This window comes from Acidaminobacter hydrogenoformans DSM 2784 (genome assembly GCF_900103005.1).
In the GTDB taxonomy this organism is placed as follows: domain Bacteria; phylum Bacillota; class Clostridia; order Peptostreptococcales; family Acidaminobacteraceae; genus Acidaminobacter; species Acidaminobacter hydrogenoformans.
Genome location: NZ_FMWL01000006.1, coordinates 122,291 through 139,244, shown reverse-complemented (window position 1 = coordinate 139,244; position 16,954 = coordinate 122,291). Strand labels below are relative to the sequence as shown.

General features: G+C 50.0%; 12 protein-coding genes and 1 riboswitch. Of the genes, 7 read left to right on the top strand and 5 right to left on the bottom strand.

Features of this window, described 5'->3' with window-relative positions:
* Nucleotides 1-38: 38 nt before the first annotated feature.
* Nucleotides 39-170, top strand: a riboswitch (cobalamin riboswitch).
* Nucleotides 171-284: 114 nt separating this feature from the next.
* From BLP63_RS08015 to BLP63_RS08005, 3 genes are read left to right on the top strand one after another with little or no spacing between them, the layout of a single operon-like run.
* Nucleotides 285-1,250, top strand: coding sequence for an ABC transporter substrate-binding protein (locus tag BLP63_RS08015; protein WP_092590397.1), 966 nt, complete (start codon nt 285-287; stop codon nt 1,248-1,250).
* Nucleotides 1,251-1,301: 51 nt separating this feature from the next.
* Nucleotides 1,302-2,354 carry a FecCD family ABC transporter permease gene (locus BLP63_RS08010; protein ID WP_092590396.1) on the top strand — a complete coding sequence of 351 codons (1,053 nt, stop codon included), beginning with the start codon at nt 1,302-1,304 and terminating at the stop codon, nt 2,352-2,354.
* Nucleotides 2,355-2,361: 7 nt separating this feature from the next.
* Entirely contained in the window at nt 2,362-3,147 is a 786-nt protein-coding gene (locus BLP63_RS08005) for an ABC transporter ATP-binding protein (RefSeq protein WP_092590395.1), read from the top strand.
* An 83-nt stretch (nt 3,148-3,230) separates the two neighbouring features.
* Here BLP63_RS08005 and BLP63_RS08000 read toward each other — a convergent pair whose 3' ends face one another.
* The 5 genes from BLP63_RS08000 to BLP63_RS07980 all read right to left on the bottom strand — a co-directional run bounded on the left by BLP63_RS08000 (nt 3,231) and on the right by BLP63_RS07980 (nt 12,898).
* Nucleotides 3,231-4,475 carry an L-lactate MFS transporter gene (locus BLP63_RS08000; protein WP_092590394.1) on the bottom strand — a complete coding sequence of 415 codons (1,245 nt, stop codon included), beginning with the start codon at nt 4,473-4,475 and terminating at the stop codon, nt 3,231-3,233.
* 660 nt (nt 4,476-5,135) lie between these two features.
* Nucleotides 5,136-6,467 (bottom strand): YjiH family protein, encoded by a 1,332-nt coding sequence (locus tag BLP63_RS07995; protein WP_242870841.1) that lies wholly within the window; start codon nt 6,465-6,467, stop codon nt 5,136-5,138.
* Nucleotides 6,468-6,864: 397 nt separating this feature from the next.
* Nucleotides 6,865-8,646 (bottom strand): M3 family oligoendopeptidase, encoded by a 1,782-nt coding sequence (locus BLP63_RS07990; protein ID WP_170829363.1) that lies wholly within the window; start codon nt 8,644-8,646, stop codon nt 6,865-6,867.
* A gap of 261 nt (nt 8,647-8,907) precedes the next feature.
* The gene (locus BLP63_RS07985) at nt 8,908-10,539 is read right to left on the bottom strand and encodes an extracellular solute-binding protein (RefSeq protein ID WP_170829362.1); all 1,632 of its coding nucleotides are present in this window, start codon (nt 10,537-10,539) and stop codon (nt 8,908-8,910) included.
* Complete coding sequence (locus BLP63_RS07980) at nt 10,532-12,898, bottom strand: helix-turn-helix domain-containing protein (RefSeq protein ID WP_170829361.1); 2,367 nt, start codon at nt 12,896-12,898, stop codon at nt 10,532-10,534. The genes BLP63_RS07985 and BLP63_RS07980 overlap by 8 nt, the downstream gene beginning before the upstream one ends.
* Before the next feature lie 292 nt (nt 12,899-13,190).
* Between BLP63_RS07980 and BLP63_RS07975 the strand changes: the two genes are divergently transcribed.
* The 4 genes from BLP63_RS07975 to BLP63_RS07960 all read left to right on the top strand — a co-directional run bounded on the left by BLP63_RS07975 (nt 13,191) and on the right by BLP63_RS07960 (nt 16,796).
* Entirely contained in the window at nt 13,191-13,394 is a 204-nt protein-coding gene (locus tag BLP63_RS07975; RefSeq protein ID WP_092590390.1) for a Sec-independent protein translocase subunit TatA/TatB, read from the top strand.
* Between the two features lie 74 nt (nt 13,395-13,468).
* Nucleotides 13,469-13,639 carry a Sec-independent protein translocase subunit TatA/TatB gene (locus BLP63_RS07970; RefSeq protein WP_092590389.1) on the top strand — a complete coding sequence of 57 codons (171 nt, stop codon included), beginning with the start codon at nt 13,469-13,471 and terminating at the stop codon, nt 13,637-13,639.
* Nucleotides 13,640-13,647: 8 nt separating this feature from the next.
* Nucleotides 13,648-14,394, top strand: a complete 747-nt coding sequence (gene tatC, locus BLP63_RS07965) for a twin-arginine translocase subunit TatC (RefSeq protein ID WP_092590388.1) — start codon at nt 13,648-13,650, stop codon at nt 14,392-14,394.
* A 152-nt stretch (nt 14,395-14,546) separates the two neighbouring features.
* Nucleotides 14,547-16,796, top strand: a complete 2,250-nt coding sequence (locus BLP63_RS07960) for an S-layer homology domain-containing protein (RefSeq protein WP_092590387.1) — start codon at nt 14,547-14,549, stop codon at nt 16,794-16,796.
* The last annotated feature ends 158 nt before the right edge of the window (nt 16,797-16,954 follow it).

The window sequence follows — 16,954 nt, the reverse complement described above, 5'->3', positions numbered from 1 at the left end:
GGTTGCATTATTTTTTACAATCGTGTATGATGAGGCTGATATTAACATAAATCCGTGGTGTCTTCGGACTTAATTGGGAAGCCGGTGAAAAGCCGGCACAGTCCCGCTACTGTGAGCGCATGGCGTCATGCCAGCGCGAGTCAGGAACCAGCCCAGGATTTCTGGTACATCAACTCACGAGGATGAGGTTGACCGGCTACATAGGCGAACCCTCTTTTTCCAGTAAATGGGGTTTTGCCTTATCCGTAACGGTCCTCACCTAAAACAAAGGGAGGATTTTTTTAATGTTCAAAAAGAAGTTTATGTCACTGCTCGTTATGCTGATGTTGGTTTTAACGCTGGCGGCCTGCCAGTCTCCAGGAACTGAGGCACCAGCAGCTGAAACGCCAGAAACAGAGACGCCTGCAGAAGCACCTGCTGACGAGACCGCAACTATTTATCCCCTCGAAGTAACGGATGCTTCAGGCAAAACCGTGACTTTGGAACAAGAGCCAGAAAAGGTCATTTCCCTTTCCCCAGCGGCGACTGAAATTGTCTATGCTATAGGCGCTGGCGAAAAACTGGTTGGACGTACAGATTACTGCAAATACCCGGCAGAGGTGGCAGATGTCGTTTCGGTTGGCGCCATCACAGAGCCCAATATTGAAACGATCGCGTCTCTCGAGCCAGACCTCATTCTGGTCTCCAACATGTTCACGGATGATGTCCGTATTAAGCTTGAATCTTTGGGCTACAAGGTCCTCGACCTTTCTTCCCATGACACTTTTGAAGGCGTGTATAATGCCATCGCTCAAACTGGAAACGTCTTGAACCGACAAGACCAGGCCAATGCCATTGTGGAAGACATGAAAGCAACGATTGCTGAAGTAGAAGAAAAAGTTGCCGGTGTTGAGTCTAAGACGGTCTATTATGTCGTAGGCTACGGAGAGAGCGGAGATTATACAGCTGGCGCAGGCACGTTTATTGACCAGATGCTCACCATGGCTGGCGGCGCTAATGTTGCCAATGATATGGAAGGCTGGAAATACAGCATTGAGAAGCTTGTGGAAAAAGACCCGGAATACGTCATCTGCTCGCTTTACAATGATGACAAAGCTGGCATAGAAAGCACAAATGGCTACAAAGAGTTGACGGCTGTCAAAGAAGGCCGCTTGGTGGAAATTGACAACAATCTCATTGATCTTCAGGGACCAAGACTTGCTGAGGGACTGCTTGAGCTCGCGAAAATCATGCATCCGGAGCTGTTCTGATCCTGAGCCGGATAGAAAGTTTTTCGGCATAGAAAAGGATGTGTGGCGCGTGTGAAAAAGCGAAACAAAAAGCTGATTCAAGGCCTTGTGGCGCTTGCTGCAGGACTCGTGCTCGCCGTTGTCGCCGCGAGCGCCATTGGCTCTGCAGATATTTCCTTTGGGGATAGTGCCCGAATTCTGCTCTCCAGAATTCCGCTCATAAACGGCATGATCCCTATGGAGGGAATAAAACCGACCCATGAGGCGATTCTATTGAAAATCCGCCTGCCGCGCATCTTTCTCGCCGCTTTGGTTGGCAGTGCCCTGTCGGTATCCGGGGTCGCCTATCAAGGCATCTTCAAGAATCCCATGGCAGACCCCTTTGTCCTTGGGATCTCTTCCGGCGCAGCTTTAGGTGCGACTCTGATTATAGTGACAGGTTTCAATGTTGGCGTTGCGGGACTAAGCTCTGTTTCAGTGGGTGCCTTCGCAGGCGCGCTCCTGGCGGCTTACGTTGTGTACAACGTTGGCAGAGTGGGCAACAGGACACCGGTGGTGACACTGCTCTTAGCGGGAATCGCCGTTAACTATCTGCTCTCCTCCATGATTTCGCTCATCATGTCACTCAACCGTGACGAGATGGAACATATTATTTTCTGGACCATGGGAAGCTTTTCGACAGCAGACTGGCTCCAGATCCTTGTGGCCTTTGTGCCGATTGCTTTCGGAACGGGATATCTGCTGACCTACGCCAGGGATCTCAATGCCCTCGCCATTGGCGAGGAGAGCGCAAAGGGCGTTGGCGTAGATACGGAAAAGGTAAAAAAGAACATATTGGTGGTGGCTTCTGTCGTGACCGCAGCTGCGGTTTCAGTCAGTGGCATCATTGGTTTCGTAGGTCTTGTCATACCCCATGTGGTCCGAATCATTTCAGGGCCTGATCACAGAACGCTCCTGCCATTTTCAATCCTGGGAGGCGCTGTGTTTTTAGTGATTTCAGACACTCTGGCCAGAACCGTTGTCATGCCGGGGGAGCTGCCAATTGGCATCATCACGTCGGTCTTTGGCGCGCCGTATTTCCTGTATCTGCTGTACCGCAATAAAACGCGGTCAAGTGTGAGGTGAATGTGAAATGAACAACATGGAATTTCCTATTCTCGTAGAAGGCCTGCATTTCGCTTACTCCAAAACGCCAGTACTGAACGGTGTGGATATGCGCATCCGCAAGGGCTCGTTCACGACTATAGTGGGTCCGAACGGCTCTGGTAAGTCAACGTTTGTCAAGAACCTGACCCGGATCGTCCATGCAGGCAAAGGACTGGTGACGGTCAATGGCCGGGATCTCACGTCCTATTCCCATAAGGAGCTCAGCAAGGTCATGGCCTCGGTACCTCAGGTCACAGGGACGGAGTTCGACTTCTGCGCCCATGAAGTGGTCATGATGGGCCGCTATCCGCACCTGAGGCGTTTTCAGCCTGAATCTGACCTGGATCACAAAATCGTTGAAGAGGCTATGAAGGCCACCGGCGTTTGGGAAATGCGGGACTTTCCCATCAACAGCCTCAGTGGCGGCGAGCGCCAGCGGGTGATCATTGCCAGGGCCATTGCCCAGGAGCCGGAGATCCTCGTTCTCGATGAGCCCATAGCTCACCTTGACCTGCATCATCAGCTCGAGCTCATGCGCCTTACCCGGAAGCTGACCAAGGAGCGTGGCATCACCGTGGTGGCCATCCTTCACGACCTCAACCTGGCAATTGAGTTCAGCGACTACGTCTTTATGATGAAGGACGGCCGCATTTACAGGGAAGGGCCGCCTTCCAGCGTTATCAAAGAGGAATATATCAAGGCGGTTTACGAAGTGGATGTGACACTGATTGTCAATCCGGTGTCCGGGAATCCCCATGTGATTCCGAGGTAAAAAAAATTGAAAACGACTGCCGATGGTGTTGATCACTGAAAACCATCGGCAGTCGTTTTTTGCAGTCTGGGAAAGCCCAGTCATTATGTCATTGAATGTACGAGAGCCTGCGGTTCAGATTGCTCTTTGGACAACTTTTTCATGGTGATCCAGTTAAGGAGCATACCTGCCAGGCACATCAGGATCGCAATTATAAATGCGAGAGAATAGTCACCTTGATTCATGATTTTTACAACAGCAGCCATACGCGGACCAGTAAAAGCTGCAAATCCATAAGCCAAGAACATGATGCCAAAGTTGACAGGAAGATTTTTTGATCCAAAGGCGTCAGCAGTTAAAGAGGCGATCATTGACATAAAGCCGCCATAGCAGGTACCTATCAACATCACCATCACTACAAAAAGAGACTGACCTGAAAAATATATCAATCCGAACAATGAGAGGGCAGTAATGACATATAAAAAATAAATCGTTTTCAGTCGACCAATCCTGTCAGAAGTAAAGCCCCAAATTACTCTGCCGAGAGTATTGCACAGTGCCAGGACACCGACCATGGCAGCTGCTTTTTGCGATGTAAATTTCATTATTTCCTGAAACATAGGTGAGGCATGGCCGAGGATCATGACACCTGAGGTTGCACCCGTCATAAAGATCCCTGCTATCAAATAGAAAATTGGATCTTTCAACATTGCCTTCCAGTTTTTTTCGATCCCCGAGATTGAAGAGGTGGTTCTCTTTGGTGTCCATCCCTTCGGATTGAAATTATGAGGAGCAGTTTCGATGAACAATGAAAGTCCGCAAATGATTGCGATAAAGGCTATGCCCAAGATCTTGAATGTTGGCATGACACCATATTCTGAGATCAGCGCTGCTGCCAACGGCGCAATAATAACGGCGCCGCTTCCCATACCGGCGGCCATGGCGCCAGAACACAGACCGCGTTTATCAGGGAAAAACCTGACCATATTGGAAAGGCTTCCTGAATATACAATACCAACACCAAGTCCAATGCCAATGCCATAAATCAAATATAACTGGGTAAGAGACTGGATTGATGCAGTAAGAAATACTGACCCCCCTAAAAGAAGTCCTCCTGTGAAGATCAGGACACGGGGTGATACATAAGCTTGTGCCATGCCGACGAGTGCCATGGGCAATGCGGAGACGCCCATGACCAAAGTATAGGCCAAGGATGTTTGAATGGCGTTCCAGCCGAACTGCTGCATTAAAGGGTTTTGAAAAACGCTCCACGCATAGCCAAAGCCAGCGCAGATATTAATGATGATGCCAACGATTAGCATGCCCCACCGTTTAGAGTTATAATTCACGAATATTGCCTCCTGTTCCCAACCTGATGTTTTGATTAATTATTAGCTGAGCAATTTGTCTTCTTACAAAGATGATAATGGTTGTTCCATTTCGAAGCCCATACAGTAAGGGATCTGCCTCCTTTTCTCTGATACCGTCCATTCCGCATTCCAGTAATTTATGAATAATAGCTTATCTATGGTATTTTAAAGCAAATAACATGCCAAAAGTATCAGGAAAATTTAGAGTGATTATTTGGATCTGAAAAGAGTTATAAATAAGAACATACAGTTCTTGACGTTCAGTCGGCGCTGAAGTCCACAGTGGTTGATTTGTAAGAAGTTCAGTGCGCAGACTTTTTATCCTGAGTGCGGTCTAAAGCATATGAAGGGGGTTGGAAATTTCTGAAGGAGGCGAGTTTGAAATTGTGATTTTGATTATTCGACTTGGTAATTTCGGCTTACGTCAATAAGAACGCATATGGGTGTAAAAAAAATTTGACTTGGTTGTGAGCCAACATGTCTGATTTAAAAAGAAAGACTGCCGATGGTTTTGGTATTGGGAACCATCGGCAGTTCGTATTTTGGGTGGCAATATTTCTTTCACACTTTCTTTTTTGTTGATCAGAGGAGAGACACAGAGGAAGTAAGTCGCTCTCATGTATCGCTCTCCCAAGTGACTCAAAACAGCATATACGCCACCGGCGTGATCAGGATCAGTCCAATGACTGTGCGCTCCAGGGCAATGATCATAATCTCCACAAAGGTCAGCGGGATGTCCGTGGAGAGCACGCATGGGATGGACGCGGACAGGAAGAGCACGGTGGAGATGCTGATGTTGGCTATAATGAACTTTGGAACCATGGCGGTGCCCTGCATGATGAGCAGCGGCAGGGACATATCCGCAATGTTGAGGACCAGGGACTTCGCGATCAAGGTTGCGTCCGGCAGGCCCAGCAAGCGGATCAGCGGAATAAACGGCATGCCGAGCCAGTCGAAGACCGGCGTATACTTTGCCAGATAGGCGCCTAAAATACCAATGGCGAGTACTGTAGGCAGGACGCCCATGGCCATGACCAGGCCGTTTCGGAGGTTCTCTCTGACACTGCTGAGGAGGCCTGGCGCTACGGCGGCCGCGTCCATGCCCTCGTTGAGGGCACGCTTTAGGATATTGCCTTTTTCACTGGATTCCGGGATTCCAACCATGCCATTGCAGTAGGTCTGAGGCTTCCTGCTCAGCGGCCAGATGCGCGCCGTAACAGCGGTGACGGCAAAGGTCAGGATCAGGGAGACCCAGAAGAAGGTCAGCCAGTGGTCCATAAGGTCTAAAGTTTTGGCGACAATGATCATGAAGGTTGCGGAGACGGTGGAGAATCCAGTGGCTATGATGGCGGCTTCACGTATGGAATATTTGCCTTCTCTGTAAACGCCGTTGGTGATGAGGAGGGCTATGGAATAGCTGCCCACGAAGGACCCCACCGCGTCAATGGCGGAGCGGCCCGGCGTCCTGAAAAGGGGCTTCATGACCGGCCTCATGATGACCCCCACCAACTCCAGCAGACCGTAGTTGATCAGAAAGGCGAGAAACACTGAGCCTATGGGAATAATTAGACCAATGGGCATGACGATCCGGTTGAAGAAAAATGGCAGCATATCCGGCTCGAACAGCCAGGCCGGCCCGTCCCCGAAAAAGGCCATGAGACCCAGGGCCATCCCCAGGAGCTTGAGCCCCGTAAAGGACAGCTCTGTCACTGAGCCCCGCCATTTTTCGGACTTAAGGCTGTAGACAGCACCCGCCATGATCACAAAAAGCGTGTAGAACGCGCTCGCCCCCGGGAAGGCCTCCCTGAGACCCGTGACAATGTGGTCAATGGGAATAGTCGTTTTTGTGCCCAGGGTTACCGGGAGAAAAAACATGACTATGCCAATGGCGCTATAACTGACCAGCTTCATCAGCAGCTGCTGCCGGGTCGCGGCTTTTCGGGTTTGGATGACTTGCTCTTGAATAGACATGGAATCACCTCATAATTGTATTTGAGGTTCTTTAATCGCAAAGGCTGTGCCAAGTGTGAGGCAGGGGCGAAATATGCCGTTTGAATTTTTGGAAGTATTGATAATGCTGGGTTTCCTTTGTGAAGCATGCTGTTTAAGCAGGCGCCGTGGTTCAAGATGAAAGGCACCGTTTTCATGATGTGACTAAAATTTATACACTTTGGAAGATTTCACGGAGATTTTGCTGCAAGTATTCTTGCGCAGGGTGTAATGAATTTATACAGGCCTGTGATGGCGACTTGCGCGCGGGCGAACTATTATAGTGAAATAGCTCAAAAAATGAAGCCTGCCAATGGTTTTGGGAACGTGAACCATCGGCAGGCATTAGTTTTTGTGCACTTTTCAAATTTCAGGGCGCTTACTTCTTCGCCAGTGTCTCAAACCGTTTGATATCCCCAAGGATCACGTCCAGGGACTTCAGCCAGAAAACCTTTGTGGTGACGTCTATGCCAACGGAGGCGCAGACGGATTCCACAGAGGCTTTGCCGGACTCCGCCAGCAGCTTGTCATAGCGCGGCAGGAAGGCCTTGCCTTCTTCACGGTAAAGCTGGTAGAGGCCCTTGGCGAACAGGAGCCCAAAAGCGTATGGGAAGTTGTAAAAGTTGACGGAAGCGCTGTAGTAATGGCCTTTGACCAGCCACATGTACGGGTGGCGGACCTCAGGGTCCAGGGCGTCACCGTAAGCAGCTTCCTGGGCCTTCAGCATCTCTTCTTTCAGCTCGTTGACGGAGAGGGCATGGTCTGCCCTGAGCTCGAAGAGCCGGGACTCAAAGCGGTAGCGGGAATAGATGTCTACTATGGCCTGGCCGGCGTCCTGGAGGCTGCTCTCAAGGACGGTCATAGCGTCCGCATCGCTCAGCGTCGCCAGGGCGGCGTCTGCAATGACGGTCTCGCAGAAAGTGGAAGCGGTTTCCGCAAGGGTCATGGGGACTTCAATGTTGAAGAGTTTTTGGGTTTCGAGGCGGTAGTCGTGGTAGCCGTGTCCCAGCTCATGGGCCAAGGTCAGCACGTCGCCCAGGCTCCCTTGGAAATTGGTCAGGATGCGGCACTGCTTGACGGGATAGAGGCTGGAGCAGAAGGCGCCGCCCACTTTGCCGGCTTTTGGCTCGACGTCGATCCACTGTTCGTCCCGTGCTTTGGCCGCAAAGGCGCCCAGCTCAGGGTTGAAGGTGGTGAAATGGCGGACGACAAAGTCCATGGCGGATTCGTAGGTGTAGGTCTCAGACAGTGTGCCCACTGGCGCGAAGAGGTTGTGGAATTTGAGGCCGTTTTCGTCACCCAGGAGGGTTGCTTTTGCTTTGTAGTAAGCTCTCAGCGCCGGGAGTTTTTCTTCAATGGCACTGATCAGGGCATCCAAGGTTTGCTTCGTCATCCTGGCTTCCTTAAGGGTACCTTCGAGAGGTGAGGCGTATCGCCGGCGCTCGGTGAGGGTCAGGACCTCGCCTTTGATGGCGTTGAGTGAGGCAGCGACACTGTCCTCAATTTTGGGGAAGGCGGCCAGCTCTGCCAGGTAAGCCCGGCGGCGGACCTCTGGATCCGGGTCGTGGGCCAGAGCCCTTGTGGCGGAGAGCGGCGTGGCGGTGATTTGGCCACTGACATCCGGGAGGTCGGTCATCAGCGTGGAGGTCAGCCTGGCGTGCAGGGTCTCCCAGGCGTCCGAGCCGGTGATGCGCAGCTTGGCGATCAGGGTTTCTTCCTCGTCGCTGAGGAGGTGATGGGCCAGCGCGGCGCGCTCTGACAGGGAAAATTCAAGGTCCTTGAGGTAGTCGGAATTTGAGGACTCAAGCCACGTTTTCACGTCGTCAATGCGGCCGGCGGCGCGATTGAGGCGGACCTCAAAGACGGTGAGGTCCGCCTGGAGCCTACGGACCTTTTCCTCAAGGGCCAGGGCAGGCTCGCAGGACGTGTCCGCAGACAGGGTCAGAGAGGCGAAGGCAGACAGCTTCCAGAGCTTGAGATAGAGGGCTTCCGCGACTCTGAGGAGTTTTTCAAAGGTCTCTGGCTCAGGGGAGCCTTCTGTGAGAATGATACTCTCTTGAATGAGGGCCCGGGCTTCTGTCAGGCTGGACTGGTAGTCGGTTTTCAGAGCTTGGTCTTCAAAGCTCAGGTAGAGGGCGTCGAGGCGCCAGTTGTGGGACATTTTAATAACCTCCATTCGATAACAGCAGGACAGGAATGATGAGTGGGCGTGAGGTGAAGCGCGCCCTGTAAGGTAACCATTTAAACGTATGGAAAATTTTTTATGGGTGAATATAGCGTAACATAATCCTGCAAAAAATGAAATGTAAAAAAGGATTATGGTGGGGGACAGGGACAAGCCGAAAAAGGAAGCTGGTGTCTGATCCCACCTTCTTCTCATAAAAAAAGCGAATGTCGTGTTGACATCCGCTCTCAGCGATCGCTATCGCTCCCGGTTCAAGATCTCTTCAAGCTCGCCAGAACCAGCTTCTTGCAGCTGTCGCATTAACGTCGTCTCAAACTGATCTATGGATTTTTCTCCTATGATATAGGCATCAATGTGCTCAAATAAAATCGCGTCTAAATGCTGGATAAGCTCACTGACCCGAGCGGCTTCCTTCACAGTCAGGGATGGTGGCAGCGGCGCGGTTTCTCCCATGCCGCTCCGGGCTATTTGATCCATAACAGCCTCAAGCTGGGGCTGAATCTGGTACTGGAAGGTTTGATCAATATAAGGCGTAAAAAAACCTTGACCGGTGCCGCGCTCAAACTGCATCAGCCTGAAGCTGAAGGGCGCCTCTTTATAGTGCAGATAATGCCCTGGATGAATAATGGCACGGCCAGCCTCCAAGGTATAGTCCGTCCCAAATGCCCCGTAATTGGCGACGGAGGCGCCTTCCTCAGAATATAACCAGTCCAGGAGCTGTACCGCAGCTTCGATGTTCCTTGATTTGGATGAAATCGCGTAGTAATTGTGGAGCCAGTGGGTTTCGTATTGCAGGCTGATTCTGGCATCTCCCGCACCGTTTTTGATATTGAGAAGCGGCGCGAAGGCATAGTTTGAATTTAGCTTTTTCAAGGGCACATTGAAATTCTCCAGATTGATGGGCAGGTCAAAGAAGAAGAGTGCTTGTCCGGTGCTGAGTTTTTGCTGCCATTCATCGACAGTCGTCAGGGCGTAATAGGGGTCCAGAACACCACTTTCGTAGGCTTTCTTTAAAAACGCCAGAACCTCTTTAAAACTGCTGTGGGCAGGGCCATACAGGAATTCACCCTTCCCTGAGCGCGGTTCAAAGTAAAAGGAGGTGGACTGGCTGTAGCCTGAACCAAGCGGATAGGAGACATTAGAAATCAAATTGCGAGTACCGCTTCTGTTGATCCACAAGTCCAGTTCCGGATAAGCGGCTTTAATGTAAATAAGCAGTTCCAGAAGCTCGTCATAGGTTTGAGGTGCTGTCAGGTTTTGGCGATCGCCCAAATCAAGGGCGTTCAGGACATCCATTCGCAGAATTGGCACAGCCGCTGTCGGAAGTGATTTCCACACCAGCATGGGGAACGCGTAAAAATTGTCTCCAATCATAAGGGCGTTCAGCTCTGGCCGTGCCTCAAGCAACTTGCTGAAGTGCGGCGCTTGAGTGGCGATCAGATGGCTCAGCGGCGCAAGCCGCCCTGATGAAACAGACTGGATCATTTCTGAATAGGAGACCTCAATAATGTCAGGCAAGTTTTCTGAGGAGAGTGAAAGCTTGAGCTTGCTCGAATAATTGTTGCTTGGAACGGCTTCGATCTGAAGATCAATGCCCGTGGCAGCTTTATACCGAGCCCGGGTTTCCGGATTGATATTGATAGGCTGGAAAACAGATTCACGACGCATAACCCTGAGTTTTACAGTGGAATCCTGGTCTGGGGAATCTGTCGGAACGGTCTCAGAGCAGGCCGTCAGCAACAGGCAAATAACCGCAGTCAGGCAAAAAAATACCAGGAGGCGCCGCTGGAACAGACTGAATCGTAATGGGCTTTGCTTTGTCTGGTCGTCAAGTCCGTGTTTAAAAACAAACACAGCTTTCTCATTCATTTGTGTCCACCTCCTGCACCTGCTCCAGGTCTTGGTTGTTGCTTTTTCTGTAACTCCCCGGATTGGTCCCGACATGTTTCTTAAACAGCCTGTAAAATGTCACGCGACTTTGCAGCCCCACCATAGGAAAGATGTCTTCAATGGTCAGGTTGGTGGTGCTCAGCAGCGCCTTGGCTTTGAATATACGTTTTTGGCTGATGTAATCCGTCAGATTTTGGTTCGTGTGTGCCTTGAAAAGCTTGGAGAGGTATTTAACAGAGATCCCTGCCTGACTGGCGATCAGCTCTGGATGAATATCCTCCTGGAAGTGTTCATCAATGAAAGTGATGACATTTTGAATCATCTGCACTGAGCGGTCTGATGGCGGCTCAGCCAGCGCCATGAGTGACTTGAACATTTGCAGGAGAACCGTTTTGTCCGGATTGACACCAGACGCCATTTCCATTGCGTGGGATTGAGACGTCCATGACCAGACCTGCTGGTCCAGCGCAGTATAGAAATCCAGGCTATGGGCTGCAGCGTAGCGAGCAGCGGTTCGGTGCAGATCGTGGAACAATGCCTGTCTGCTGAAGCCGGTGCTGCCGATGGTCTCTGTCTGCCTCACCAGCCCATCCAGAATCCCTTCAAGTCCAGCTTCGTCCCGGGCTTGCAAGCAATTCATGATTTTTTCTTCATCCTGGAAGGTGTAAATATGATGGGGTTTGATTTCAAGGGTTGAAGCATCCGCCACCTGATTATGCGCAGCATCTATTGTGGACTCCAGGGCGTATTGGGCTTCGGAATAGGAGAGCCATAGATTGTTGAGCCCACCGTGGATTCTGCCGACACCTATGTAAATCTTATAATGCTTGGATTCGTAGGAAAAAGATTCGAGAAGCTTGTCGAGGGAGTTCATCAGCGTCCGTTGATCATGCTGTGTGTCCAGATTGGAGATGCCCACAAAATGACCGGGTTCGAGCTCCAGAAGATACACTCTGTTTTGGGCGGACAAGGCATCCAGGATTATAATTTTGATGCTTTCAAGGACATGATGCCGCTCCTGACTCAAAATTTTTGTAAAGAAACGCTCGTTGAAATCAAAAACTATTGAGAAGCAGAGAAACGTCTCAGTCGTAAACTTAAGGTCATCCTGAATCAATGTTCTGAACTTTTTGATGGGGTCCAGGGAATGCCCGCGCAGCAGCTGAATAAAGGCATTGTCGAGATATTCTGAGGAAAGTTCATCAACTTTGTCAGAGTAAGCCGTTTTTTCACTGAGCAATTCCCTTAGGGAAGACTGGATGAGCTCAAATTCATTCTGGTGCTTAGGTGTTTTTTCGGCTGAGTCTGGGCTGCCGGTATTTTGCAGCAGGATTTCCCTTATATTGTTTATTGGGCTGTAGAGCTTGACGCTGAACACCAAGGCCAAGCCAATGCCGAGAAAAATGAGCGCAATGCTTGTCCAAAAGGTGACGAAGAGGACGTTGTTGGCTTCGGCTCTGAAATAGTAGCTCGGTGTGATGGTGTAGTAAGTCCACTCAAGGCGTTCAGAGGACAAAGTGGAAACCAGGTAGCTCTGACCCTGCCACTCAAGGGGGATGAGCTCTGAAGGACTGGTTGCCTGAAGAGACTTGAGTCTATCGACAGTGACATTGTTCCAGAGGTCATCCCGGCTGCTGGTTATGATATTATCCGCCGGATCCAGTAAGATAAATTCCGTTTCGGGATAGATCATGTTGGATTTGATGGTTTCATGAATCGCGCTGACAGAGAGGCACGCGACTACCGCTATATTGCCTTTGGGACTGTGCTCTACGGTAACCGTAGGTATGACGGTTTTGGTGCTGCCACTTGAGGTTTTGATCAGTGTCGGAGAAAGATACTGAACCGCTGAAGGTCTGGCCAGATAAGTTTTCCAGAAGGGAACAGGATATTTTTCAAACCAGTAAAGCTCCCGGAAAAAGCGTTCAAAAGTCTCTGGACCGGCGCTGCGAAAAATCCATTCACTGTCTTTAAAGACGAAGAGGTTATCAATAAAGTAGTTGGAGATATTTTGACTTTTGACAATAGCCTGGATCATGTTTTCAAAGTGTCGCTTTTGTTCTGTGCTCATTTCAGGAGAACGCATTACGGGTTCGAAGAAAGCATCCTCCATGATCAGATTGAGGCTCGCATCGACAGCCATTTGGACAGAATGATCAATGCGTTCCTTAGAAAACTCAAGATTCTTCGCTATGTTTTGGCTAAAGTCCTTCTTAGCTTCTGATACCGAATAATTATAAAAGAGGATGCCTATAAGGAGGACAGGAATCAGCAATGTGCTGAAGTACATCAGCATTTTGATGAACAGCCGGTTTGAAAAAAATGATCGCAGATGCATTCTTTTGGTCCTCCTTTCCATCCAGTAGAAAGTGTTGTCGGTAATAATGATTATAACACGGATTGCTTAGGATGCGACGGTCTGTAACAGTAAAGGAAGCCAATAAACAGAATATTGAAACAGAATATTCCGAATTGAAACAGTGGATTCGGCTGAGTGATACACGTTGCGGAAACCTGGGCCTTATGTTTCAACCTGGGTTCAGGTATGTTGAAGGTATCAGCAAATACGTTTCAGTCTGACTAAACTGCTGAAGCACCATAAGACAGTCAAGCAGCGGAGGTGATCTTAATTGTCAGGAATAGGGACTACTGAGCTTATACTGATCTTCGCAGTCGCGCTGGTCATCTTTGGACCTTCAAAGCTGCCTGAGCTCGGTAAACTCGCTGGGCGTTCCATAGGCTCTCTCAAGCGATACGCGAGCACAATCGAGAAAGATCTGGAGAGTGGGGAATTGTTCGGTGCAGAGGAGACGGTGGAGCGGGAATCAACGTAAAGGGCTCTGAGAAATGCGTATGAGCGTTTATTTAGGATCCACAAAAATTTAGTGAGACAGGAAGGGGTAGAGTCATGAGATTTGGAACCACTGAATTGATGGTCATTTTCGGAATTGCGGTATTGATCTTTGGGCCCACCAAGCTGCCGCAACTGGGAAAAGCGGTTGGTCAGACTATAGGCAATTTTAAAAGGAGTCTCTCAAAGGCGGAAGCTGAGCCTCTGACAGAGCGGGAAGAGGGCTGAAGGGGCCTATGCCAGCCAAAAAGTCAACGACACTGCTTTCTCATCTGAATGAGTTGAGGAAAAGGATGATGGTCAGCGCGATCTGCTTTGTTGCCACCATGAGCGTGTGTCTGGCAAGGTCGGAGTTTGTCATTAAGCACCTGGTGGGCAAAGCCAAGGATTTCGAGTTTATTTACGTCGCGCCGGCGGAGCTGCTGATCGCTTACATAAGAATCGCGATTATTTGCGGCATTATCGTCGCATTTCCTGTGATCAGCTTCCAGATCTGGCAGTTCATACGGCCAGGCTTGACCCGTCGCGAACGGATAGCGGCAGGCTTCGTGCTGACTTTTGGTATGATGCTGTTTGCAGTGGGCAGCTTTTTCGCTTATGAGGTCGTTCTGCCCTTTACGCTGAAGTATTTCGCCGGACTTAACGGTGGGAGCATAGGAAATGGGCAGAGCATCAAGGCCATGGTGTCCATACAGAGCTATCTGAATTTCTTTATAAACACCATGCTGACATTTGGACTCGTTTTTGAAATGCCAGTTGTGATCATTTTGCTGACACAGCTTGGCATGCTTAATCCTAGATTTTTAAGAAAAAATAGAAAATACGTCATTTTGGCAGTCTTTATCTTGGCGGCAGTTATAACACCGCCGGATGTGACATCGCAAGTATTGATTGCTTTACCAATGCTCGTGCTGTTCGAGATCAGCATCTGGATCAGCAGCCTGCTGTTCAGGCGAAAGCTCGCGGCTACTGAAGCAAGCTGATGGGGGCGCTCCGGGCAAAGATCATTGAAGGGTTGGGGAACGAATATGCAATGACGATCTGCCCGGGGCGCTGAAATGGCAACAGAGCGGCTGTTTGGCTGCTTTAATTTAAGGTCTGTGGTGAAGGACCATCTTTTGAGGAGGTAGGATTTGTGATTAAAGACAAGACAACCGATCAAAAAGAAAACAAAATGGAAAACTTGGGGCTCTCAGAGGAGGGACTCTCAAGGAGAAACTTCCTGAAGGGCATGGCTATTGGTGCAGCGGGGATAGCTGTTTCGAGCGCTATTCCTGGCTATACGGTCTTTGCGGACGTCGAAGCGCCGCTGGCAAACGGGGTTTCCCGTGCAGAATTCATTGGCAAAATCTCTAATTATTTTGCCTGGCCGCATCCAACAGAGTACAATGACGTCTGGAAAGCGCCACTGAAGCAGTTTAAGGACGTTAAGACTTTAGACCGTTATGGCAAGCAGATTGAGACTGCCTATGAAGAGAAGGTCACCAGTGGTGTAGGGGCTGGCTATTTTGATCCGAATGCCCAGATCGCCAGACAGGATGCTGCGGTCATGCTCGTGAAGGCGTTCCATTTGCCGCTTACCACAAAGACAGGGCTTTTTAAGGATGAAGCGTCAATTTCCGCTTATGCCAGGACCAGCGTGAATACGTTGGCGGCACTGGGTTATATCACAATTGGCACGGACCAGCTTTTCAATCCCAAGAGAGCACTGACAGGGGACGAAATGGAAGTGCTTTTCATTAAAATTACGGGTTCTATGGTCGCACCAGTACAGGCACTGCCAAAAGATAACGCTATCGCGCCAAGACGCTATGTCAAACTTTACTGCCCAACGCCGGGGGCGACTATTCATTACACCACAGACGGCTCAGAGCCTACAGCGGACAGTGAGGTCTACACCATAGAGACCAAAGGACATATCATGGAGATGATTGGTACCCGCGGCGGCGGACCGGATGAGCCTGTGCCAACGGACCGCGTCGTAACCTATAAAGCCATTGCGTTTAAAGACGGTATGGCCGCAAGCCCTGTCCAGACCTTCACGTGGAAGCTTCACCGACCGCTTATTGATGATTTCCAGGTGCTGCAAATGGCGAAGAAGACGTCAATCAGCCCTGCAATCTTCAGGATTTGCAATGATTCTGAGTCTGTCAGGCCTTTGGCGTGGTACATAGAAGGGCCTGCAAGCGGCATTCTCTTTGACGCGCTGCAGACCCCTGCAGATAAAAAGAACTTGAAAACGTTTGTCGATGGTTTCGCCACCAAGCCGTATATCCTGATCGTAGGCCATGAACACGGGGATCATGACGCTCAGGCTATGAACTTTATGAATGCGGGCGTCGATGTCTACTTGAATGAGCGGGGCTGGGCGTCCACATCTTCAACGTCGGGTCCGTTCAAGCCAATCTTTTCAACGACGGAGTCGCAGGCGAAGGTCAAAAACGTTGAAGAAGGCATGAAATTCGATCTTGGCGGCGGCATTGTCTTTGACGTCGTCGCGCTTCCAGGCCATGCCAATGGCAATGTCGCGATCCACGACAGGAAAAATGGACTTCTGTTCGCGTCTGACTTCTATGGCTGTACCCGTGCGGGCTCTGCGGACAACGTCGGTGTCGCGGGCATGCCGCCAGATATTTTACTTTCCTTCGTCCAGCAGTCGTACTCTAAGTACACCAAGGATGGGGGTAAGTCCGACAAGCTCTTCACTGGCCACGATGAATCCGCGCTCAGCGACAATAACCTGAAGCTCTATGAAGCAGCCCTTCAACAGGTTGTGGACAAGGGTGAAGGCGGCTGCCGGCCATCCCTTCGCGGTGGCACGGATGCGCCGGGGGCCAGAACGACTATGATTGGCGATATGTGGAAAGACGGCACCAACTGGTGCGCTATCAAGCTTACAGGCATCATAGGTGACAATGCAGAGTTCTTGTCCTCCACAACGGATCTTAAACTGAGGCCTTATATGGCAGATGCAGCAAATGTGGATGTCAATTATAACTTTGGCGGGCACGTTAAATACTCTGTGTTATCGAATATTGAGTTCGTTGGTGGCGAGCTGGTTGGAAAGACCGTGGAGTATGCAGCGCCGGGCGCGCCTTTCACTTGGGCGGGCAAAGAGATCACTGTGAAAAACGCACTCCAAAACCGTTTTAATCCTTGGGCCTATGACTACACGGTCAAAGTGCCAAAGTCTAATAGCAGTATTACGGTAATTCCGACGTCCATGTCCACAAAAGCGGCGTCTATTACGGTGGATGGCAAGGCAGTTGCCTATAAATCCAGCAATAAGATTGCTGTCAAAGACGGTCAGGTGATCACTGTCAAGGTTGTTGCGGCGGATAATGCCACCACATCCACTTATACGTTTAAGGTCGCTATGGTTTAGAGTATCAATAATGATTGAGTGCATTTGATTAAAACGCGAGAAACTGTTGCATGCAGGCACCCTGAGGAAGCGGACGTCCAAAAGTGACGCCCGCTTTTTCTATTTGAAAAAAGTGCCATTTTCATGCCTTTTTTAATGCTTATTTAATAAATGTTGGG

Excerpts from the sequence above, each read along its gene's own strand:
- BLP63_RS08015 (WP_092590397.1), top strand. The coding sequence starts at position 285 with ATGTTCAAAAAGAAGTTTATGTCACTGCTCGTTATGCTGATGTTGGTT.
- BLP63_RS08005 (WP_092590395.1), top strand. The coding sequence starts at position 2,362 with ATGAACAACATGGAATTTCCTATTCTCGTAGAAGGCCTGCATTTCGCT.
- BLP63_RS07995 (WP_242870841.1), bottom strand. The coding sequence starts at position 6,467 with ATGTCTATTCAAGAGCAAGTCATCCAAACCCGAAAAGCCGCGACCCGG.
- BLP63_RS07990 (WP_170829363.1), bottom strand. The coding sequence starts at position 8,646 with ATGTCCCACAACTGGCGCCTCGACGCCCTCTACCTGAGCTTTGAAGAC.
- BLP63_RS07985 (WP_170829362.1), bottom strand. The coding sequence starts at position 10,539 with ATGAATGAGAAAGCTGTGTTTGTTTTTAAACACGGACTTGACGACCAG.
- BLP63_RS07980 (WP_170829361.1), bottom strand. The coding sequence starts at position 12,898 with ATGCATCTGCGATCATTTTTTTCAAACCGGCTGTTCATCAAAATGCTG.
- BLP63_RS07970 (WP_092590389.1), top strand. The coding sequence starts at position 13,469 with ATGAGATTTGGAACCACTGAATTGATGGTCATTTTCGGAATTGCGGTA.
- tatC (WP_092590388.1), top strand. The coding sequence starts at position 13,648 with ATGCCAGCCAAAAAGTCAACGACACTGCTTTCTCATCTGAATGAGTTG.